At 69.2% G+C, this 18,531-nt stretch carries 24 protein-coding genes; 5 read left to right on the top strand and 19 right to left on the bottom strand.

Annotated features, from left to right (window positions below; translation table 11 throughout):
* Positions 1 to 51: 51 nt before the first annotated feature.
* Positions 52 to 1,668 (top strand): MFS transporter, encoded by a 1,617-nt coding sequence (locus N5875_RS10960; RefSeq protein ID WP_338493376.1) that lies wholly within the window; start codon positions 52 to 54, stop codon positions 1,666 to 1,668.
* A gap of 165 nt (positions 1,669 to 1,833) precedes the next feature.
* On the opposite strand, the gene N5875_RS10955 is transcribed toward N5875_RS10960, so the two are convergent.
* The 16 genes from N5875_RS10955 to N5875_RS10880 form a co-directional block, all read right to left on the bottom strand.
* The gene (locus N5875_RS10955; RefSeq protein WP_338493374.1) at positions 1,834 to 3,093 is read right to left on the bottom strand and encodes a site-specific integrase; all 1,260 of its coding nucleotides are present in this window, start codon (positions 3,091 to 3,093) and stop codon (positions 1,834 to 1,836) included.
* A gap of 82 nt (positions 3,094 to 3,175) precedes the next feature.
* Positions 3,176 to 3,400 carry a helix-turn-helix domain-containing protein gene (locus tag N5875_RS10950; RefSeq protein WP_338493372.1) on the bottom strand — a complete coding sequence of 75 codons (225 nt, stop codon included), beginning with the start codon at positions 3,398 to 3,400 and terminating at the stop codon, positions 3,176 to 3,178.
* Positions 3,401 to 3,580: 180 nt separating this feature from the next.
* Positions 3,581 to 4,774 carry a DUF3631 domain-containing protein gene (locus N5875_RS10945; protein ID WP_338493370.1) on the bottom strand — a complete coding sequence of 398 codons (1,194 nt, stop codon included), beginning with the start codon at positions 4,772 to 4,774 and terminating at the stop codon, positions 3,581 to 3,583.
* Positions 4,771 to 5,091, bottom strand: a complete 321-nt coding sequence (locus N5875_RS10940; RefSeq protein WP_338493368.1) for a hypothetical protein — start codon at positions 5,089 to 5,091, stop codon at positions 4,771 to 4,773. The genes N5875_RS10945 and N5875_RS10940 overlap by 4 nt, the downstream gene beginning before the upstream one ends.
* A 20-nt stretch (positions 5,092 to 5,111) precedes the next feature.
* On the bottom strand, positions 5,112 to 6,041 hold the full coding sequence (locus N5875_RS10935; RefSeq protein WP_338493366.1) for a bifunctional DNA primase/polymerase: 930 nt from the start codon (positions 6,039 to 6,041) through the stop codon (positions 5,112 to 5,114).
* 187 nt (positions 6,042 to 6,228) lie between these two features.
* Complete coding sequence (locus tag N5875_RS10930) at positions 6,229 to 6,522, bottom strand: hypothetical protein (protein ID WP_338493364.1); 294 nt, start codon at positions 6,520 to 6,522, stop codon at positions 6,229 to 6,231.
* Positions 6,523 to 6,531: 9 nt separating this feature from the next.
* Complete coding sequence (locus N5875_RS10925) at positions 6,532 to 6,936, bottom strand: RNase adapter RapZ (protein WP_338493362.1); 405 nt, start codon at positions 6,934 to 6,936, stop codon at positions 6,532 to 6,534.
* Positions 6,937 to 6,947: 11 nt separating this feature from the next.
* Positions 6,948 to 7,445 (bottom strand): hypothetical protein, encoded by a 498-nt coding sequence (locus tag N5875_RS10920; RefSeq protein WP_338493360.1) that lies wholly within the window; start codon positions 7,443 to 7,445, stop codon positions 6,948 to 6,950.
* Between the two features lie 169 nt (positions 7,446 to 7,614).
* Positions 7,615 to 9,666: a plasmid transfer protein TraB gene (gene traB, locus N5875_RS10915; RefSeq protein ID WP_338493359.1), complete on the bottom strand. Its 2,052-nt coding sequence runs from the start codon at positions 9,664 to 9,666 to the stop codon at positions 7,615 to 7,617.
* A gap of 14 nt (positions 9,667 to 9,680) precedes the next feature.
* Positions 9,681 to 10,256 (bottom strand): plasmid transfer protein TraA, encoded by a 576-nt coding sequence (gene traA, locus N5875_RS10910; RefSeq protein ID WP_338493358.1) that lies wholly within the window; start codon positions 10,254 to 10,256, stop codon positions 9,681 to 9,683.
* A gap of 17 nt (positions 10,257 to 10,273) precedes the next feature.
* A complete protein-coding gene (locus N5875_RS10905) occupies positions 10,274 to 10,753 on the bottom strand; it encodes a hypothetical protein (RefSeq protein ID WP_338493357.1) in 480 nt (159 codons plus the stop codon).
* A 47-nt stretch (positions 10,754 to 10,800) separates the two neighbouring features.
* Positions 10,801 to 11,016 (bottom strand): hypothetical protein, encoded by a 216-nt coding sequence (locus N5875_RS10900; RefSeq protein ID WP_338493356.1) that lies wholly within the window; start codon positions 11,014 to 11,016, stop codon positions 10,801 to 10,803.
* Between the two features lie 14 nt (positions 11,017 to 11,030).
* Entirely contained in the window at positions 11,031 to 11,366 is a 336-nt protein-coding gene (locus N5875_RS10895) for an RRQRL motif-containing zinc-binding protein (RefSeq protein ID WP_338493354.1), read from the bottom strand.
* Positions 11,366 to 12,367 (bottom strand): DUF2637 domain-containing protein, encoded by a 1,002-nt coding sequence (locus N5875_RS10890; RefSeq protein WP_338493352.1) that lies wholly within the window; start codon positions 12,365 to 12,367, stop codon positions 11,366 to 11,368. Before N5875_RS10890 ends, N5875_RS10895 begins: the two co-directional genes overlap by 1 nt.
* A complete protein-coding gene (locus tag N5875_RS10885) occupies positions 12,364 to 12,702 on the bottom strand; it encodes a hypothetical protein (RefSeq protein WP_338493350.1) in 339 nt (112 codons plus the stop codon). Before N5875_RS10885 ends, N5875_RS10890 begins: the two co-directional genes overlap by 4 nt.
* Entirely contained in the window at positions 12,699 to 12,962 is a 264-nt protein-coding gene (locus N5875_RS10880) for a DUF6284 family protein (RefSeq protein ID WP_338493348.1), read from the bottom strand. Before N5875_RS10880 ends, N5875_RS10885 begins: the two co-directional genes overlap by 4 nt.
* Positions 12,963 to 13,625: 663 nt before the next feature.
* Between N5875_RS10880 and N5875_RS10875 the strand changes: the two genes are divergently transcribed.
* Complete coding sequence (locus N5875_RS10875) at positions 13,626 to 14,396, top strand: helix-turn-helix transcriptional regulator (protein WP_338493346.1); 771 nt, start codon at positions 13,626 to 13,628, stop codon at positions 14,394 to 14,396.
* On the top strand, positions 14,393 to 14,866 hold the full coding sequence (locus N5875_RS10870; RefSeq protein WP_338493344.1) for an NUDIX domain-containing protein: 474 nt from the start codon (positions 14,393 to 14,395) through the stop codon (positions 14,864 to 14,866). Before N5875_RS10875 ends, N5875_RS10870 begins: the two co-directional genes overlap by 4 nt.
* On the opposite strand, the gene N5875_RS10865 is transcribed toward N5875_RS10870, so the two are convergent.
* Together N5875_RS10865 and N5875_RS10860 are read right to left on the bottom strand one after the other, a co-directional pair.
* Positions 14,854 to 15,423, bottom strand: coding sequence for an HD domain-containing protein (locus tag N5875_RS10865; RefSeq protein WP_338493342.1), 570 nt, complete (start codon positions 15,421 to 15,423; stop codon positions 14,854 to 14,856). The two genes, N5875_RS10870 and N5875_RS10865, sit on opposite strands and share 13 nt — an antisense overlap.
* A gap of 11 nt (positions 15,424 to 15,434) precedes the next feature.
* Complete coding sequence (locus N5875_RS10860; protein ID WP_338493341.1) at positions 15,435 to 15,878, bottom strand: winged helix-turn-helix domain-containing protein; 444 nt, start codon at positions 15,876 to 15,878, stop codon at positions 15,435 to 15,437.
* A gap of 167 nt (positions 15,879 to 16,045) precedes the next feature.
* Between N5875_RS10860 and N5875_RS10855 the strand changes: the two genes are divergently transcribed.
* Both N5875_RS10855 and N5875_RS10850 read left to right on the top strand, forming a co-directional pair.
* Positions 16,046 to 16,897: a hypothetical protein gene (locus N5875_RS10855; protein WP_338493339.1), complete on the top strand. Its 852-nt coding sequence runs from the start codon at positions 16,046 to 16,048 to the stop codon at positions 16,895 to 16,897.
* A gap of 183 nt (positions 16,898 to 17,080) precedes the next feature.
* Entirely contained in the window at positions 17,081 to 18,160 is a 1,080-nt protein-coding gene (locus N5875_RS10850; RefSeq protein WP_338493337.1) for a hypothetical protein, read from the top strand.
* 32 nt (positions 18,161 to 18,192) lie between these two features.
* On the opposite strand, the gene N5875_RS10845 is transcribed toward N5875_RS10850, so the two are convergent.
* A complete protein-coding gene (locus N5875_RS10845) occupies positions 18,193 to 18,405 on the bottom strand; it encodes a hypothetical protein (protein WP_338493335.1) in 213 nt (70 codons plus the stop codon).
* Between the last annotated feature and the right edge of the window lie 126 nt (positions 18,406 to 18,531).

The following is an 18,531-nucleotide window of genomic DNA, read 5'->3' as shown; positions in this document are numbered from 1 at the left end:
TATGAGCGCGGTCGCCGAGCCGAAATCCCTGCATATGGACACAATGCGGTCATGGCATCCAAGGCAGGCGCGGGCGGCGCGCCCGCGGGCGCGCGACTCGTCCTGTTGACCCTCGCGGCGGGCCAGTTCCTGATGGCCCTGGACAGCTCCGTCATGAACGTGGCGATCGCGACCGTGGCCGACGACGTGGGCACGACGGTGACCGGGATCCAGGGCGCCATCACCGCCTACACGCTGGTGATGGCGATGTTCATGATCCCCGGAGGCAAGGTCGGGGTGCTGATCGGCCGTCGGCGCGCGTTCATGATCGGCTGCGTGATCTACGGCTTCGGCTCACTGACCACGGCGCTCGCGCCGAACCTCCCCGTTCTGCTGCTCGGCTGGTCGTTCCTCGAAGGCATCGGGGCGGCGCTCATCCTGCCGTCGATCGTGGCGCTGGTGGCCGGCAACTTCCCCACCGAAGGCCGCGCCGCGGCGTACGGCATCGTGGCGGCGGCGGGCGCCGTGGCCATCGGGCTCGGACCGCTCATCGGCGGTGTCGCCACGACCTACTTCTCCTGGCGCTGGGTCTTCGCCGGCGAGGTCCTGCTCGTGCTCGTCATCCTGGTGTTCGCCCGCCGCATCACCGACGCCGCCGACGAGAACCACCCGCGCATCGATCTCGTCGGCGCCGTCCTCTCCGCCGCCGGGCTCGGGGTCTTCGTCTACGGCGTCCTGCGCTCGGACGAATGGGGCTGGGTCCGGCCGAAGGCCGACGCGCCCGCATGGCTCGGGGTGTCGATGACCGTGTGGCTGATGATCGCGGGTCTGCTCCTGCTGTACCTGTTCCTCCGCTGGGAGGCCCGGCTCGTCGAGCGGGGCCGGGAGCCGCTCGTCGACCCGGCCATGCTGCGGAACAAGCAGCTCACCGGCGGTCTGACCATGTTCTTCTTCCAGTACCTCGTGCAGATGGGCGTCTTCTTCGTCGTCCCGCTCTATCTGTCCGTGGCCCTCGGTCTGTCCGCGCTGCAGACGGGCGCGCGGATCCTGCCGCTCTCGCTGACGCTGCTGGCCGCCGCGGTCCTGATCCCGCGTTTCCTCCCCGATGTCTCGCCGCGGCGGGTGGTACGGACGGGGGTGGCGGCGCTGCTCGCCGGCGCGGTCGCCCTGATGGCCGCGCTGGACGCGGACGCAGGGGCGGAGATCGTCACCGTCCCGCTGCTGCTGATCGGGTTCGGGATGGGGGCACTGGCCTCTCAGCTCGGCTCGGTCACGGTGTCGGCGGTCCCGGATCGGCAGAGCGCGGAGGTCGGAGGGATCCAGAACGCCGTCACCAACCTCGGGTCCTCGATGGGCACGGCGCTCGCGGGCTCCCTGATGATCGCCGCGCTGACGTCGTCGTTCCTGGGCGCTGTGGAGCGGAACGAGGCGATCCCGGCCGAGGTGAAGAGCCAGGCCGTCGTCGAGTTGCAGAGCGGTGTCCCGTTCCTCTCGGACGCCCAGCTGACGACCGCCCTCGACGAGGCGGACACCAGCGAGAAGGTGGCCGAGGCAGCCCTGGAGGCCAACGAGGCCGCCCGGCTGGACGGCCTGAGGGCAGCCCTCGCGATCCTGGCCGGTGCGTCCGTCGTGGCGCTCTTCTTCACCTCCAGGATCCCGCGCACGCAGCCCCGGGCTCCCGCCCCCTGAACCGGTGAACCGTGGGCTACGCGCGCGTGAGCCGGTGAACCGGGCCACGCGCGCGCGTCTGCGACACTGGTATCACCATGCCCAAGCCCGGAGAACTCACCGGGAGACGGGCCGGATAGGGCCCCTGACCTGCATGTTCAGTGCAGACCAGGGGCCGTGTTCAGCTCACGGGGCCGTCTCGGGGCCGTCAGCGTCGCGAGGAGCGGGCGGAAAGAGCCTGTCGATCGCCTTCCGGGTCCGCTCGCGGCTGGCCGGCATCAGGTGCGCGTACACCCGGAGCGTCAGGCCGGGGTCGGCATGACCCAGGTACTCGCTCACGGCCTTGATGTTCTCGCCCGCGTCCAGGAGCACCGAGGCGTAGAAGTGCCGCAGCGCGTGCATCCCGTGCTCACGCGCCGAGGCGTACGGCTGACCGTCCTCCGGCTCCGGGATGAGGCCGGCCGCGGCCAGGGCGGGCTTCCACTCCTGGATGTTGAAGTTGCTCCGCCAGACCAACCCGCTCGCGGTGTTCGTGAAGAGCAGCCGCACGGTCACCTTGGGGCCGTCCGGCTTCCGCCACGGCAGTGTCACCTCGACGGGCTTGTACGCGTCCATGTGGCGCCGCAGTGACTCCGCGACGGACCGGGGGAGTGGCACGTCCCGTTCCTTGTTGCACTTGGGCGGGGCGAGCACAGCCTTGCCCCGGATGAGCTTGACCTGACGGCTGACCCGGAGAACGTCCTCCTCGAAGTCGAGGGCGTCCTCGGCTAGGCCGACGATCTCGCCTTGCCGGAGCCCGCATCCGGCGCCGACGTCAGCCATCGCCCGGTAGCGCTCGGGCAGGGCGGCACGGACAGCGTGGACATGGTCGGGCAGCCAAGGGACGACGCGACGCGGATCGCTCGTAGGAGGGCGCACGGACTTCGCTCCGCAGGGATTCCGGGACAGAAGTCCGTCGTCAACGGCGGCCGCCAGGACGGCGCGCACGTCGCTGTAGACGTTCCGTGCGTACGAGCTGCCGATCGGGCTCGCCTCCAGAGCCGCCAGGAGTTCCCGGATGTGCTGCGGACGGAACGAGTCCAGCGGGCGGGCGCCGATTTGGGGAAAGGCGTGCAGCCGCAGCCGACGTTCAACCTCGATCTGACTCGACAGCTCGGTCGTCTGTCCCTTGAGCCACTTCTCGGCGTACCCCTTGAAGGTGATTCGGGCCGCGCGGGGGTCGACGTACTGGCCGCGGGCCATGTCGGCCGCCGTCTCGCTCAGCCACCTCTCAGCGAGCCGCTTCTGCTTGTCGGGGAAGCTCTTGGACTTCTCGGTGCCGTCGGGCCCGACGTACCGGGCGCGGTAGCGCATGCCGATGCCATGACGGCTCGTCTTCTCCCGGATGGGCTTTCCGTCTGGGTCTAAGGAGGTCTTGAACCAGCGGTCTTGGATGTGGCCGGCCATTGGGGCAGAGGGTCCTTTCAAGGTGCTCGGCGCACCCTGGGGTGCGCCGAGGAAGTTCGATCTGTTGTGGGAGCGAGCCGAGTCAGGCAGCGATGTCGGCGCTGCTCTGCTGCGCGACCCAGGCCCGCACCTCGGCGGGGTCGTACCGGACGTGCTTGCCCACGCGGAATCCGGGCGGCCCGGTGCGCTTCTTGCGCCACTGGTAGACCGTCTCCAGCGGGACCTTGAACTTGAAGGCGATGTCGTCCGGGGTGAGGTACTCGTCGGGGAGTTCGGTGACGGGCTGGGGCGTCTTGGCGGTGGCCATCAGGCTCCTTCAGCTCGGTGCGGGGCCCTTGGGCCCCTTCCTGTCAGGTCCGCTACTTCCGCTACCTCCGCTACCGCCCTGGTCAGGGGCATGATCGAGGTAGCGGAGAGGGGTAGCGGTAGCGGACGTGTCCGCTACCGGCCCCGGCCTTGGGGGCGCGGGGCCGGTAGCGGGTAGCGCTTAGGTAGCGGACGGGAAGAGCTCTTCCGCTACCGTTTCCGGGCCGCTGACCTGCGGGGTAGCGGAGGTAGCGGAGGTAGCGGCCCTCAGGAGGGGTGGGGGGCAGTAGCGGGCCCACGCGTCGTGGAGGTCGGCGGCGTAGTAGCCCTTGAGGACGGTCCCGGCGGTCTTGATGTTGCGGGCCTTGACCGGGGTGTTGTCGCTGGTCATGTACTCCCCCAGCATCTTCGCGAGCCCTCGGGAGTCGAGCGGCCGGCCGCTCATGTCGGCCCATGGCGCCTCGTCGAGGGAGCAGAGCCGGTCGAGGACGGCGACGGTGGGCAGCCGGTCGATGCCGACCAGCACGTGGTCACGGAGGTCGGTGAGGAGCCGGATGCCGATCGAGCCCTTGTCGTCGGCGCGGGCCGCGTTGACCAGCTCCACGCACGCGGCGCGGGCACGCTCGGGCCAGTCCCCACCGGCCGCATCGGCGACGGACAGCAGGGGCTCCCAGACGTCGGCCGGGCGGTCGGTGACCCCGTCGGGCATCTCGGGCCAGCGTCCGGCGACGTCCTCGCGGACCTGGTCGGCCCACTGGGTGAGCCGGTCGCGGAGCTGGTTGCCCTCGGATTCGTGCAGCCGGGCCCGGAAGGGTTCGACGTGCTCGTTCCTGGCGCGGCGGCGCATGCGGATGATGACAGAGCGGGTGGTGATGGTGTCGGGTAGGCCGCCGAGTCCGGCGACGGCGACGGCGGTGTAGGAGGGGAACTCCACCACGGTCTGGTTACCGCCGTCGCCGATGCACCGGTAGGTGACGCCGGAGCGGCGGTGTCCGGCGTTGAGGAAGCCGCGGAGTTCCTCGTTGTCCCCGGCCTTGGGGCCGAAGACGGTGTCGATCTCGTCGAAGAGGATCGTGGGCCGTCCGGCCGGGTCGGAGACGGACCGAAACAGGGCGGCGGCCCTCGCATTCACGGCCAGCATCGGCCGCGGCACGAGGGTCTCGACGACCTCCAGCGCCCGGGACTTGCCGGAGCCGGGCTCCGGGGACAGGAACGCGAGCCGCGGGGTGGAGTCGAACGCGTCGAGGAGGTGGGAGTGGGCGTCCCACAGGGCGACGGCGACGTAGGCGGCCTCACGGGGGAAGACGTTGAACCGCCGGTGGAACGCCTCCACCTCGTTGAGCAGGGCGGCGCCGTCGATGGGCTGCTGGGTCATGCGGCTTCCTTCCTTTCGGTAAGGAGCGGGCAGAGGGCCCGGTGGGCGGTGTGGTCGGCGACGAGGGCGAGCACCTGGTGGTGGCCCGTAGCGAACAGGTCCCGTCCGCACTCGCAGCGGGACGTGGCGGCGGGGACGGTTCCACGGTCGGGCAGGGTGATGTGGAGCATCCCGACGATCCGGCGCCCGGTGGTGGGGTGCGGGTCAGAACCAGAAGGGACGCCTTCGGCGACGACCCTTTGGGCGCCCACGGCCACCGGGGCTACCGGCTGCTCGGCGGCACTGGACTGGTGCGTGGTTCGGGTGTTGCTCTTCAAGCGGGGAGGGGTCGGGTGGTTCATGCGGCCCGCCGCTGCGGGTTGTGGGCGATGGACCAGTTCAGCCCGCTGCGGATCGTCGCCGCACAGGCCTTCGGCGCCAGGCCGGCCGCCTCCCCCGCCTGTTGAAGAGCCTCCTCAACCACGTCCCGGGGAAGATCGCCCCACGCGACGAACCGCCCCAGGGCTCGCGCCGCCGACAGCAGAGTGGAGTTGCGCTCGCCCTGCATCGCCCCCGCCACGCTCGCGGTCTCGGCCTCCAGACCGCGCAGCGCGTACCGCTGGGCACGCACTGCCCGGTCGGCGACCGCCGCACGGGACGATGCCGCCGAGCGGGACAGGGTGAGCAGGCTGTGCAGCCACTCCGGGAGGGGTGCGGGGGTGCGGTCGTCGAGGACCGTGTACGGGCCGGTGGGGGTGAGGCTGCCGGGGGCGACGACGTACCCGCCCCACGCGCGGGTGTCGATCAACTTGCCCAGCTTCCCAGCAGAGTTGGGCATGCGGACACCGGGCGGGGCGGTGAAGTAGAGGTGCGTCCCGCCGCTCGCGGTCCGCGTCCGGTAGGTGGCGGGGACGGGCTGTCCGGCGCGCTCGCAGAGCGCCTCGAAGGTCGTCACGCCGTCAGGCGCGTCCTGACTGCCGTTGGTCTTGGGCAGGTCGAGGTCCACCACGAGCAGCCCGGACGGGCCGGTGGCGATGCCGACGTTGAACGGGCGGTCCGCCCACGCCCGCCGGATCCGGTCCGGGTCGGTCGTGGCACGGTCCTCCCACTTCCGGTGCCCGCCGGCGCAGTCCCGGATCCGCGGGCACTGCTCCTCACCGTGGAGCGCGGGCCGCTTCGTGCCGGGGCGGAGCGGGAAGACGTGCCAGCCGCGTTCGGCGGCGCTGAGAGCGGCGTCGAGCGTCGACGGCGGCTCGCCGTCTCGCCGGATCGGGGTGGGTTGGGTCATGCTGGAGACCTCCACAGGTCTGTTGCGGATCGGGAGATGAGGGCGGCCCCGGACTTTGGCGAGACGGGGGCCGCCCTTCGTGCTGCTACGCGGCGATCAGGCCGCGCTGGCCCGGCTCGACGTCGATGGCGACGACGGCGGGCGGGCGGTGGTGGTGACGGGGGTGAGGACTGCACCCGCTGGTCGGTCAGAAGGGCGGTTCGTCGCGATACCCGGCAGGTGTGGCCCACGGGTCGCTGCCCGTGGTACGGCGGCGCGGCAGGGACAGGAGCGGGAGGAGGGTCCAGCGGCGGTTCTCGTCCCAGCAGAAACAGGGGATCCAGTCGGTCCCGGCGTATTCACCGGTCTCGTGGTCGCCGTAGTCCTGCTCGCGGCCGCCCTCGCCCCGGCACTCGTAGCAGTCGGGGCGAGGGGAGTCGGTCAGGACCAGGGCCCGTCGGGGCCAGGTCGCGACGATGATGCGCGGCCGGAGTCGACGCATGCGGGTCTCCTAGGCGGGAGTGCGGGCGGGGAGGATCGGCTGGTTGATGTGGCGGTGGTGGGTGTGGACGTAGTCGTCGAGGACGGAAAGGTCGGCGGCGAGGAGTTCCGCGATGGCGACGGAGCGGTGACGGCCGCCGTAGCAGTGGACGTGGACGTCGATGTGCTGCTCGCCCCGGACGATGCGCTGTTCGATGTCGCGGCGGGCGGTGTCGAGGAGGTGGTGGGCGCCGGGGGTGGCCAGGACGTAGGCGGCGACGTCGGGGTGCCGTCCGGTGAGCTGCGTCAGCGTGGCGCGGACAGCGGGGTCGTCGGGCGGGTTGTGCAGGGCGGTTGTGTCTACGACGACCGGGTCGGGGGCGGTCGGGCCGTCGTCGTGTCCGGTGCCGTAGGAGGTGATCCGGATGTGGGCCATCGGTTGCGCTCCTAGTGGTGGTTGATGGTGCCGTTGGCGCGGCCGAACAGGCCGGTGGCGGTGATGTTCTGCGTGATGTGCGTCGTCGACCCCGACCCGCCGCCATTGCCGGTGGCGCGTCGGGCGGTGCGGATGAGGACGGTGACGGCGGTGACGGCGGCGACGATGAGGGCGGCGGCGGACCACAGGGCGTGGCTCATGGCGATGAGTCCCGGGGCGGCGTAGGAGAGTCCGATGCCGGCGGCGGCGACGCCGCCACCGACGGTGGGCGCGAGCAGGGCGGTGGTCTTCGCCCATGCCGGGACCGGCCGTACGGCCGGCACGGGGGCGGGCAAGGCGGGGGCGAGGGCGTAGCCGGTGATGATGCGGCCGTCGGGGAGCTGGATGCTCTGCACGGCCGGGAGCCCGGTTGGCGGGGCGGCGGCGAGCGGGGCGCTCACGGCGGAGTGGTGGAGGGGGACGGGGTAGTGGACGGCGGTGGGCCCGGGGGGCTGCTCGGGGTAGGGCATGGCGAGTCCTCGGGGTACGGCACGGGCCCGTGACGGGTGGGTGTCACGGGCCCGTGCGTCGGGGTGTCAGGGGGTGTCACGCGGGGGTGTCAGAGGCGCGTGACACCCTCGTTTGCCTGAGGGTTTGGGTGTCAGGGGCCCGTGACGGTGTCAGGCGTCAGGCGGGGTGTCAGGCGGCGGCGAGGACGGGCACGATCCGCCACCGGCCGCTCTGGTTGGTGGGCTGGAGGCGGCCGTCCATGGCCGCGTCCTTGAGCCGGGCGGAGACCCAGGGTCGGCTGTAGCCGTGGGTGTCGCACCAGTCGGTGAAGTCCTTCGGGCCGACGATCATCCGGCCCTCCTCTTCGAACTCCTCCAGCGCCTGAGCGAGCAGGAGCCGGGCCTCATCCGGGCTCGGCTTTCGGCCGGTGTCCGTGCCGAACACGGGCTCGTCGTCGCCCGGTTCGTCGTCGGGGAGGTCGGCCTCGGGGTCGATACCGTCGTCCTCCGGGTCCATGAACGAGTCCTCGAACATGTCGTCCTCCTCCACACCGTCCATCTCCGACGGGCCGGTTTGAGGGGCGGGGGTGCTGTCTGGGGTGTGGCGGCGGCGCTTGGTGTAGGCGTTGCCGACGGTGCCCTCGGCGGCTCGGGTGGTGATCGGGTCCATGGCCGGGCCGTGGGCGGCGGCCCAGTCCGCGAGCTGTTCCATCACGTCCATGGATCGGGAGGTGAACCGGCGGGTGCGGCCCGGGGCGGGGTAGCGGTCCTCGGGGATGCCCGGGGAGACGACGTAGCAGTAGCCGGGACGGCGGTTGCCCCACGCGCCGGGGTGGGCGCCGGAGTCGATGACCGTCTCCGGGAGGGAGAACCCTTCGTCGCGGGGGTCGCAGCCGAACGCGATCACGGACGGGAGGGACGCGCGGGTGCTGGTGCTCATCTGGTCGTAGCTCGGGCGCTGGAGCGAGACGACCAGGGAGACGCCGGCCGCACGGGCCTCCTGAGCGATGCCGGTGAACGCGTCGTCGCCGAGAGCCCTCAGGGTGTTGGCGGCCTCCTCGAACCAGCCGACCAGGTAGGCCATGCCGGGGCAGCCGCACGCGGTGCCGTCACTCCGGCAGGAGTGCGCCGGATCGGTCTGCCGCTCGGCGGCTTCGGGGAGCCACTGCCGGTAGCGGTGGGCGCCGAGCCAACGGGTCCGGGCGGGGATGACGGCCTGGAGTGCTTCGACCATCGCCTCCGTACCCGCTCCGCCCTCTTCGGCCCAGTCGAACGCGGGCAGGAGGGGGCGGAAGTCCTGGAAGGACTTGGGGTCGGACAGCCAGACGTTGACGTCCCGGCGGGAGAGAATCTCCGTGAGGACGTTGAGGGCGCCGTCGCCCTTGCCGGAGCCGGTGCCGCCCGCGATCAGTACGTGGGTAGCGTTGCGGCCCGCCTCCGGGTCACCCGGCAGCCACAGCATGAGCGGCGACCCGTCGTCGTACCGGCCGATGATCAGCGGGTCGGCGATCGAGCCGCCCAGCTGGGACGGTCCGTCGTACTCGACGACCTCGGCGAGCATGTCTTCGGGGACGATGACCAGCTCACCGCGCCGGGCGGAGTCGGCGTTCGGCATGTAGCGCAGGGCGGTGGTCGGCAGGTCCAGGGCTGAGGCGAGCCGCGGGAGGACTTTGGTGACGTCGTCGTTGGTCTGCTCGCCCGGCTCCAGCGCGATAGGGGCGGTGACCCGGTTCGGCTCGACCTTCGCCGCACCGATCGCCGCGCGGGCCAGGCCGACCTTCTCCAGCAGCCCCTTGTCGGAACTGGAGGCCGCGGCGTCGGCGTCGGTGCGGCGCATGACCATGCGCACGTTCCACGACAGGGCGATCACCGGGCCGCCCATCAGGAACAGGTCCCCGAGCGGTCCGGCGGCCGGTCCGGCCAGGCACGCGCCGGTCAGCCACGCCGACCCCGCCGCGACTGTGATCGCGGAGTGCAGGCGCCGCTGCTGGCTGGTGTTCCGGCCGATCCACCACGTGGCGCTCGTCAGGGCCACCGAGGCGACGGTGAGGCCGACGCCGGCGGCGGCGCTGTCGGCCCACCGCATGTGGCCCAGCACCCCGCCGAGGCCGGTGCCCGCGACGCCGAGCCACGGCGGCAGGTGCGGCTTCGCGCGGTGCAGCAGGTAGCCGCCGATGCTCCCGCTCTCCGAACCGCCCCGCGGGTGGTCGTCGAGGACGTATTCCGTGTTCTTGCGTGCCATGGCCCCTCTCCCTTCTACTGCTGGGCCCAGTCCATGCGCGGCGTCGCGCGGGGACGGGCACGGTGGCGGACTCGGTTGATCTCCTCCTGGTACTCCTGCTGGAACGTCGCGTACGCGGCGGCGGCGTTCTTCGCCGCGTCCCGCAGGTCGTCGGCGGCCTTGCGGAGCTTGCGGGACACCTTCGCCGCGCGGATGCGGGAGCCGCCGATCCGGCCCTCCGGGTCCGGGACCGCCGCCAGGACGCTCTTGAGGATCTCCGTCCCCATCGCCACCTCGATCGAGAGGGCGACGGCGGCGGCCCGCAGGCTGTTGCAGTAGTTCCGCACCTGCGCCGGCGAGCTGAAGTCCGGCGCGGGCAGCAGCGCTTCGGCGTGCGGCCGACGCCCGCCACCACCTCGGTTGGTGGTGCGGTTGACGGTGACGTTGATCGGCGGGGCGAACGAGCCGCCCATCGCGCCGACGAAACCGCCGACGGCTGCCCCGGCGCTGGCGAACTTGTCCGACTTGCCGTTACTCGGACCCGCGTTGCTGGTGCTGGTCCGGGGCTGCCGGGGGCGGGTGGTGCGGCGACTGTTGGGAATCTGGGCCATGACGGGAACTCCTCAGGTCAGTGGGAGCGGCGGACGACGAGCCAGAACACCTGCGCGGTCGTGGCGAGCAGCAGCCACAACCACACCAGCGGGCCGGTGAGCGGCCCGAAGTGGACCGTGGCGGCGGCCCAGCCGAGTGCGGCCGTGGCCAGGACCGTCAGGGCCACCAGGCGGGCGGTGTGCTCGCCGAAGGCGTCGGGGCGCGTGCGGCGGACCCACCACAGCCCGCCGGCGGGCGCGGGCGTCAGGGCGGCGAGGGCCCAGACCATCCACGGCGCGATGACGTGCACGGCGGCGATGGCGGCGAAGACGCCGACGGCGATGCCGGACGGGGCCCACGTCGTGCGGTGACGCCACAGCCAGCCAACGACCGCCCACGCGGCCCGGGAGGTGAGCGAGGGCCGCTGCTCGGGAATCAGGACGACGACCGGGGCGGCGGGGCGGAAGCCGCGCTGCCTGGGGATACGAACGGTCGTGGCGCCGGCAGGCACCTTCACCGCACGCGAACGTGAACGGGATCGGGATCGGGACACAGCGGGCCTCCTCAGATGGTGTTGGGCTCGAAGGCGAAGTACAGGACGACCGCACCCTCCATCGACGGGTACTGGCGCACCGCGTCGAGACGGAGCTGGGCGAGGATGTCGAACCGGGTGAGCCCCGGCGGCGGGGTGTAGGTGCCGGAGAGGGTGCACGCGCTCTCCTGGCGGTTCTGCATGGTCAGCACGTACATGTGCGAGCCCTGCTGGGTGTTGCTCTGCACGGGAAACCTCCAGGTCAAGCAGCGAGTTGGGGAGCGTCCGCACACGGGACGCACATACCGAGCGAAGTGGGGATGCGGTATCCGGCGTCCCGCCCGCATTCCGGGCAGACCCGGCGGGCCGCGTTCGCCCGCTCCAGAGCCGCCCACCGCGCCGGAGTCATCGGCCGGACCGGCCGAGCCAGGTCGACCCGGTACAGGAACGCGACCAGCGGTTCCTTCCGGCGGCGGGGCCGTTCGAGCTGGGCCACCACCGGCTGACCACCGGGCCGCAGGTTCATGGCCCGCAGCTGGCGAAAGGTGGCCAGCCCCTCCGGCGCGAGCCGCCAGCGGTAGACGGGCAGCGTGCTCACTAGGCGGCCTCCTCAAGCGGCTGGGCGGGACCCTGGTCGCGCAGTTCCTGGTAGCGGGTGGAGACCCAGCCCACCGACCAGCCGCACAGCTCAGCGGCCTGCCGCACCGGCACCCCCGACTGGAAGGCGGCGGCCACGGTCAGGCGGGCCTGCTCCTCGGACTGCTTCACTGGCGCGGGTCCGGCGGCGAGCAGGGCGGCGCGTTCACGCTCGGCCCGCTCCTCTCGCTCGCGCTGTTCACGGCGGTCGCGCTCCTCGCGCTCCAGACGCGCCTTCTCAGCCCTCGCCGCGGCTTCGCGTTCAAGGCGTTCACGGTCCATCCGCTGCTGTTCACGCTCACGCTCACGACGTTCACGCTCAGCCCGCTCCGCCCGCTCGGCGGCCTCGGCCCGCTCGCGCTCCTCACGCCGCGCGCGCTCTTCCCGCTCATCCTGTTCACGGGCCAGGGAGGCTTCGTGGTCGCGCTGTTCACGCATCAGCCGGGCCTCGAACTCCCGCGCCTCACGAGCCCGCTTCTCCGCCGCGTCCGCACGCTCGACAGCGGCCCTCTCCCGGGCGTCCCGCTCAGCGCGTTCACGCTCCTGATGGGCGGCGAGCGCGTTCGTGATCGCCCGGCGGTAGGCAAGACCAGTCTCGGCCGTGACGATCAGCAACAGCGGCGCCACCGCGTGGACCGCCACCCCGACCAGGTCATTCTTCAGAGCAGAGTCGGCGACGTTGAGGGCCAGCGTCATGCCCCCGGTCATCCACCGCAGCACGACCGGCCACCTGCCACCATGCCCGCCCAGACGGGCCAGGACAGAGTCGAGACGGACCACGATCACGACCGCCGCGTCCACCACGAGCGGCAGAATCGGGGACGTCCACCGCCACTCGGCCGGCGTGTGGGCGGCCATCAACGGGGTGACCGTGAGCACCGAGTAGAGCATCGCCCCGCCCACGATCAGCCACGTGCCCACTGACAGGGCCCGCTCCGCTGAACGGATCTGAACACCGTTCACGACCCGACCCCCGCACCCGCCAGAACCGGCTCGACGGCCGGGACCTTCGCGTAGCCGACCAGCTCCAGCTCAGCCCCGGCGAACGTCGCATGAACACGCAGGACGCCGGTCTGACCGCCGACCTGAACGCGATGAACAACGGACTCGGGGGCGATGTTCAAGGCCTCGCGCCACGCCTCGAAGGCGGCGAAGTCGTCGTGGAACGTCAGCTCCAGCCGCTCCGGGTAGATCGGCGAGACCTCCACGGTCGGCGCCGCCATGTGCGCGAACTCCGCCGTCAGCAGCCGCAGCGCCAGCAGCGGGGCGGACAGGTCCGCCAGCGTCTGGGCCCTCACGCGGCACCGCCCGACTGCACGGCGGCGCGGTTCGTGAGGTCCCGGCGGGCCGCCACGACCCGGTGACGGGCCCGGCGGATCCGCCGCTCGTCCAGCTTGGTGACGGGACGGTCCAGCGTCTTGATCACCGCGTCGAGCAGCTCGACGTCCGCCAGGATCAGCGGCATCTCGTTCTCGATCGCGTTCAGCTCGGCGTTCGACGGCTCACCGTCGAACGGGGTAGCCGTAACAACGGCCTGAAGTGCAGCGATGGACAACATTGGGTGTGTTCCTTCCAGTCAGGAACGGCCCGAACCGAGGCCCCGGTGTCCTACCACCGGGGCCTCTCGCCGTTAGAACCAGGAATCTCCGGCTCCCCTCAACCCCGCCCGTACGGCACCCCGCGAACAGGGCCCGGACGGGCAGGGGAGGCAACCGGCCGCAGCCCGTGAGCTGCGGAGGGTCAGAAGACGCGGTGGGCGTGGCCGGCGTGCCGGTCCAGCACGAACGGCGCCCAGGTACTTCGTCGGTACATCGAGACCCCCTCAGGTCGGCGGGACGAGAGCAAGCACTGCAAGGGGGACCCGTGTCCCCACTCTCCGGCCGTTGCTCGCGGTCGCCGGGCCACCTCGCCAGTACGGGCCGAAACCCTGTTCCACCTGGCCTTTAGCGGGATTGCAGCGTCCCCGCCCTCTGCTCGCGGGCAGCACCCCTCGCCGGACCGGAATCCGATGAGGTACATGTACTACCTGTTCCTCATCATGGGGAGGGGGATTCGCATCGTCAAGTCCCTTGGTTCTTCGGGGCTTCGCGAGTCCGCTCCGCTTGATGTCTCAAGCGTGGCCTGAACAGGGCAGACGCTGGACTCCGTGGATGTACGGCTCCGAGACGACTCGCTACGGTGGAAGTCGTCCCAAGTCGTCCCGTCAGGGGGAGAGCACGACATGGCCAATGAACGGCTGCGCGGCGCCATCATCGAGAGCGGATTGACGCTTGATCAGGTTGCGGAGCGGCTCGGGGTCTCGGCCAAGACGGTGGAACGCTGGATCAACGAGCCCAAGCGCCAGCCCTACCGCCGATTCAAGTACGCCGCGGCCTCGCTCCTCCAGCGGGAGATGTCCTACCTGTGGCCGGAGGAGCGGACGTCGGCCGAGGTCACCGAAGCAGGTGGCGCAGAACTGGTCAAGCTCTACCCCCACCGATCCGTCGTCCCGAATCGGCTCTGGCCGCAGCTTTACGCGGGGGCGGCGCGGCAGTTCGACGTCCTCGTGTACTCAGGGTTCTGGCTCACCGAGGACGCCGCCTTCCACCAGGTGGTAAAGGAGAAGTCGGCTGCCGGCGTCCCGGTCCGCTTCATGCTCGGGGACCCCGACTCGGCCGCCGTCGCCGTCCGTGGAGACGACGAGGGCATCGGTGGCGCGATGGCGAGCAAGATTCGCAACGCGCTGGTCAACTACGCGCCGCTGTTCGGGCTGCCCAGCGTCGAGTTCCGGCTCCACTCCACCACGCTCTACAACTCCATCTACCGGGCCGACGACGAGATGCTCGCCAACGGCCACCTGTACGGGGTGGGTGCGTACATGGCGCCGGTTCTCCACATCCAGCGCGTCCCCGGGGGCGAGCTGTTCGACGCCTACGCTGAGAGCGTCGAGCGGGTCTGGGAGGGCGCCCGGCGTATCTCCTCGCCCACGGACCTGAGAGGTTCAGACACATGAGCAGGATCGACTACTTCCGCGACCCGAAGGCCCCAAGGGCCAACTCGGTGGTGCCCTCGGTCACGGTCGTCGTGCGTGACGGTGACGGTCGACTCCTACTCATCCACAAGACCGACAACGACCTGTGGGCGCTACCGGGGGGTGGCCACGACATTGGCGAGCGCATCGGCGATACGGCTGTGCGTGAGGTCGTGGAGGAGACCGGGATTGAGGTCGAAGTGGACAACGTCGTCGGGCTCTACACCGACCCTGAGCACGTCCTCGCGTACGACGACGGTGAGGTGCGGCAGCAGTTCTCGATTTGCTTCCGGGCCCACCCGGTCGGAGGCTCCCTCCGCACGAGCAGCGAATCGAAAGAGGTCCGCTGGGTGGACCCAGCGGACCTCGATGACCTGGACATTCACCCGTCCATGAGGCTGCGCATCCGGCACGGCCTGGATGAGTCGGGACGGGACCCCTACATCGGCTGAGCGCCGGCCGCGGCTGCGGCCATCCGCCTTTCCACCCGCTCGTTGGCGGCATGGATCTCCGGTGCCGCCCGCTGGATGAACCGACCGACGATCGTGTCCGGGCCGTACCGCTGAACGATCTCGTCCAGCCGAGCCGCCGGCGTCGTGTGCTCGCCGGTCGGCGTCGTCGTCATGTCGGACACGATGAGCGCGTCGACCAGCTCGGGCCGCTCCAGCTCGAACTCTGTCTCCAGCTCATGCCGGAGCCCACGCTCCTCGGCCTCCAGAAGCGCGCAGGAGTGGTGGGCCACGAGCCGGACAACCCGTTCGTCGGCGCCTTCCTGGTCCCGGAGGAACCGGGCTCCGTCGAGCGGGTGGAAGCCGGTGGCGGCGATGGAGGGCGAGTAGCCGATGTCATGCAGGACGGCCGCAGCCTCCAGCAGCTCGGCGTTCGCGCCGAGGATCGGGGCGAGGGACCGGGCCCGCTTGGCGACACCGAGAGAGTGCGACCAGCGGCGGGGCAACGGCTCGGACAACATCGATTCGGAGAGCGAGTACGCCCACCCAGTAAGGTCCATGGGCACCAAGGCTAGGACTCCTCCAGGTTGGACGGGAGGGCTTGAACCGTTCGGCCCTTGCCATGAACGGTGGAGAGCATCCCAGTCCCCTCCATCTGCGCGAGGGCTCGGCGCACCGCTGTACGGGAGACTCCGAACCGTGCGCACAGCTTCGCCTCCGACGGGTAGGCGGCGCCCACCGCCAATGCGTCTTCCCTGATCAAGCCAATCATGCGGTCGACGAGGGGACGGATAGGCTGGGCGGACAGTCGCCACCCGGCACCGGGCACGGAACTGATCAGGTTCTCGGCCTGCAGCGTCTTGAGCGCGCGCCGGACCGTGTTGCGGGAGACGTCGTGCTCCCGCATGAGATCGGCCTCGGACGGCAGCGCGTCCCCGGGAGAGCCTTTCTCGATGTCCTTCCGCAGCGCGTCAGCAATGAGCAGATAGGTTCCGCGCGGGCTGGCCTCCGGCACGGCACCTCCTTCCGGCAGCTTCGACTGTTGCAAGGGTCGCATGTGCCACCGGCGAGGAGACCACTGCGGGTTGGAGCCGGTTCGCCGAACCGTGCGAGCTGGCCACGGGCCGTGGTCAGCCACCTAGAAAGGTGGGTACGTCCGCCGGTGGAGTGGGAACATGAGACATGGCCCCGGACGAGGATGCTTCAGATCCACAATCACTCATTCCTGTCAGCATGCGAAGCGCAAGTGCTGACCGATGCTGGTGGTGCGGAGGGTTTGCTGACTCCCGGGAGCATCGCCATAAGAGGTCCGATGTTGTCGGAACGTTCGGCGGAGGGCGCTGGACTGACGGCGGGGTCGTCCGCGTAGTCAGCGGACGCAACCGCCCTGACTACATCCAGGGGCCGAACTCCGGCAAGTTGAAATTCCCTAAGGTTCTTTGCACGAGTTGTAATAATTCGAGCAGTCAGGCCTTCGATCTCGCCTATGAAGCCTTCTCTCAGTACTTGCGCGAGAACGCCCGCGTCGTGGACGACGGGTTCAGATTTAAGTTCTCCGATGTATACGGATCCGACTGGAGAATCCACAGAGAGGAACTGGTCAGGTACTTCGTCAAGCACGTAGGTTGTCGTCTCGCTGAGGTTGGTATCGCAGTGCCGGATGCATTGATCGACTTCATGAATGGAAAAGGGAGACGTGCGCCTCATCTCAATATGCAGATGAGCGCCAATCTTTCTAAGCTGGAGATGGGTCGGCACATGAGTCGGGTTCATGGTAGTAACGAGGGGAGTCTTTGGCTCGGCGACCATGAGCTATTGCTGGGGCGGGATGGGTCGCCTGGGGGAACCCAGAGTTTTTTCGGTTTTGATTGGTTCACGCTGTCCTGGGGGTTCTCATTCACGTGGCGGCGCGGGCAAAGTAATTTCTATCATTCGGATAAGGTTGAAATTCCTCAGTTCTGGCCCGGCGGCATGGCCGCAGGTGACGTGGAACGAGTCTGTGTGGACTGTAATTCGATCGAGAAGAAGGCGTGAATGATTCTGCGCGCATACATCGAATGTCCGGCATGTGAATCTCCAGTCATTGTGCGCGTAGGAATCGTGCGGGAGAGCCAATCTCTAACCGTGGCGTGTCCGCATTGTCAGTCCGCGATTAGGGGTGAAACATCCCCGCCCTCCGATGGTGAATTGCCTAGGTTCAATCTTCCAGGTGTCAAGATGGTTGATCATCGGACCCCTGGAGCAGATTGGAGGGTCGTCAGCACCTATGGCGACCTTCCCAGTACTTCATCTGAGGAGCACTCCTCTTTCATCTTCGCCACGCAGGTCTTCGGTGACCAATTTATGGAATATTTCCAATGTGTGGGAATTGTTCGAGAATTCGAGGAGAGGGTGGATGCTATTGAGCACGCCTACGGCTTCTATCTCCAGGAGAGATGGGATCTTCTCGACTCGGTAATGAGGCGCAGCTTCGAGGATGCCTGGCCGAAATCCCCGTCAATTCTTGATAGGCATACCCATCTGCATCGAATCCTTTCGGTGCTCGCGGCGGCGCTGGATCCCAATGGTGCCTACCCCAGAGCGAAGCGCGAGTTGTGGTCTCGAACCTTCGGAAGGGAAGAGAAATTTTCCGAGCTGGCGTTTCGTGCCACTTCGGATCCAAACTTCAAAGTAATCAATCGCCGCCTTTCGGATCAACTCGTGAGGCTTCTGCGGGATGCTGCCGATTGGATTCCGGCTCTGGCGATTGTGCATCTCCGGGCCGGGCGGATGCCGATTCCGGAAGATTGGCGAGTCCCGCTCGTCCGTATCGATACCTTGCGCGACGCCTACAGGCAGAACTTCGAAGTGAGTTGCCAAATGCTGCCACTCGTGGTTCGCATGCAGAATATGGTGGAGGGGCGCGATTTTGACGTGATCCGCGACCCTGGCCTGCCTGGTGGTTGGGAGCCTCGGATCTTGCTCCCGCGTGAGCTAGTTAATAACGTGAATCAGTACACGAAGGCGAGAGCGTCGATCAAAGAGGCGTACCTAAATCGAAACTCCCGACTGCGGTACTTTTGGAATTCTGCTTTTACTAGAGATGTCAGAAATGGCATCGCACATGCGGAGTTTGACTACGTGATGCATGATGGAATCGTGAGGTACAAAGGGGTAGAGGTGCCTCAGTATGTTTTTGTTGAGGCACTGATCCAGCAGATTGCCCTCCTGGTGTTTTGGCTTGATCTGTGCAAGCTTTGCAAGATTTATGGATCGCGGTGGGACCCGTCGAGCAAGAAGTTTCTGGGTCTCGCCTAGTTGGGGTGGCGCAGCTGAGTGGATGGCGTGTCTCAAGCCGCCTCATACTCGTGAGCTCGGCCGCCCCGCCACTTCACCCAAGCCGGGTCGTCGAGGAGGTCCTCGGCGTCCGGGAGGCCTGCGCGGCGGAGGAACTCGACCACGTCCTCGTCGCTGTGCGCGAGGCCGAGGATGTTGCCGCGTGCGGTGACGCGCCTCCCGCCGGTGGGGGAGGGCTGATGGACGACTATCGGGGCACTGTCCATACCCTCCAGGATGCCCCGGGCCGGGCGTGGGCACTGAGACCGCGCTCGGCTGGCGGACGGGGAGGTCGGGAGCGTCCCCGGCATGATCAGGAGGGCGGCCGCTCGCGCGCGAGCGGCCCGATCGGG

It is taken from the genome of Streptomyces sp. SJL17-4 (assembly GCF_036826855.1).
Taxonomy (GTDB): Bacteria; Actinomycetota; Actinomycetes; order Streptomycetales; family Streptomycetaceae; genus Streptomyces.
The sequence above is the reverse complement of the archived record's forward strand: the minus strand, read 5'-3'. Positions and strand labels throughout refer to the sequence as shown.

Coding starts and splice junctions, on each gene's coding strand:
- N5875_RS10960 (WP_338493376.1), top strand. CDS start 52: ATGGCATCCAAGGCAGGCGCGGGCGGCGCGCCCGCGGGCGCGCGACTC.
- N5875_RS10955 (WP_338493374.1), bottom strand. CDS start 3,093: ATGGCCGGCCACATCCAAGACCGCTGGTTCAAGACCTCCTTAGACCCA.
- N5875_RS10950 (WP_338493372.1), bottom strand. CDS start 3,400: ATGGCCACCGCCAAGACGCCCCAGCCCGTCACCGAACTCCCCGACGAG.
- N5875_RS10945 (WP_338493370.1), bottom strand. CDS start 4,774: ATGACCCAGCAGCCCATCGACGGCGCCGCCCTGCTCAACGAGGTGGAG.
- N5875_RS10935 (WP_338493366.1), bottom strand. CDS start 6,041: ATGACCCAACCCACCCCGATCCGGCGAGACGGCGAGCCGCCGTCGACG.
- N5875_RS10930 (WP_338493364.1), bottom strand. CDS start 6,522: ATGCGTCGACTCCGGCCGCGCATCATCGTCGCGACCTGGCCCCGACGG.
- N5875_RS10925 (WP_338493362.1), bottom strand. CDS start 6,936: ATGGCCCACATCCGGATCACCTCCTACGGCACCGGACACGACGACGGC.
- N5875_RS10920 (WP_338493360.1), bottom strand. CDS start 7,445: ATGCCCTACCCCGAGCAGCCCCCCGGGCCCACCGCCGTCCACTACCCC.
- traB (WP_338493359.1), bottom strand. CDS start 9,666: ATGGCACGCAAGAACACGGAATACGTCCTCGACGACCACCCGCGGGGC.
- traA (WP_338493358.1), bottom strand. CDS start 10,256: ATGGCCCAGATTCCCAACAGTCGCCGCACCACCCGCCCCCGGCAGCCC.
- N5875_RS10880 (WP_338493348.1), bottom strand. CDS start 12,962: ATGTTGTCCATCGCTGCACTTCAGGCCGTTGTTACGGCTACCCCGTTC.
- N5875_RS10875 (WP_338493346.1), top strand. CDS start 13,626: ATGGCCAATGAACGGCTGCGCGGCGCCATCATCGAGAGCGGATTGACG.
- N5875_RS10870 (WP_338493344.1), top strand. CDS start 14,393: ATGAGCAGGATCGACTACTTCCGCGACCCGAAGGCCCCAAGGGCCAAC.
- N5875_RS10865 (WP_338493342.1), bottom strand. CDS start 15,423: ATGGACCTTACTGGGTGGGCGTACTCGCTCTCCGAATCGATGTTGTCC.
- N5875_RS10855 (WP_338493339.1), top strand. CDS start 16,046: ATGGCCCCGGACGAGGATGCTTCAGATCCACAATCACTCATTCCTGTC.
- N5875_RS10850 (WP_338493337.1), top strand. CDS start 17,081: ATGGTTGATCATCGGACCCCTGGAGCAGATTGGAGGGTCGTCAGCACC.
- N5875_RS10845 (WP_338493335.1), bottom strand. CDS start 18,405: ATGGACAGTGCCCCGATAGTCGTCCATCAGCCCTCCCCCACCGGCGGG.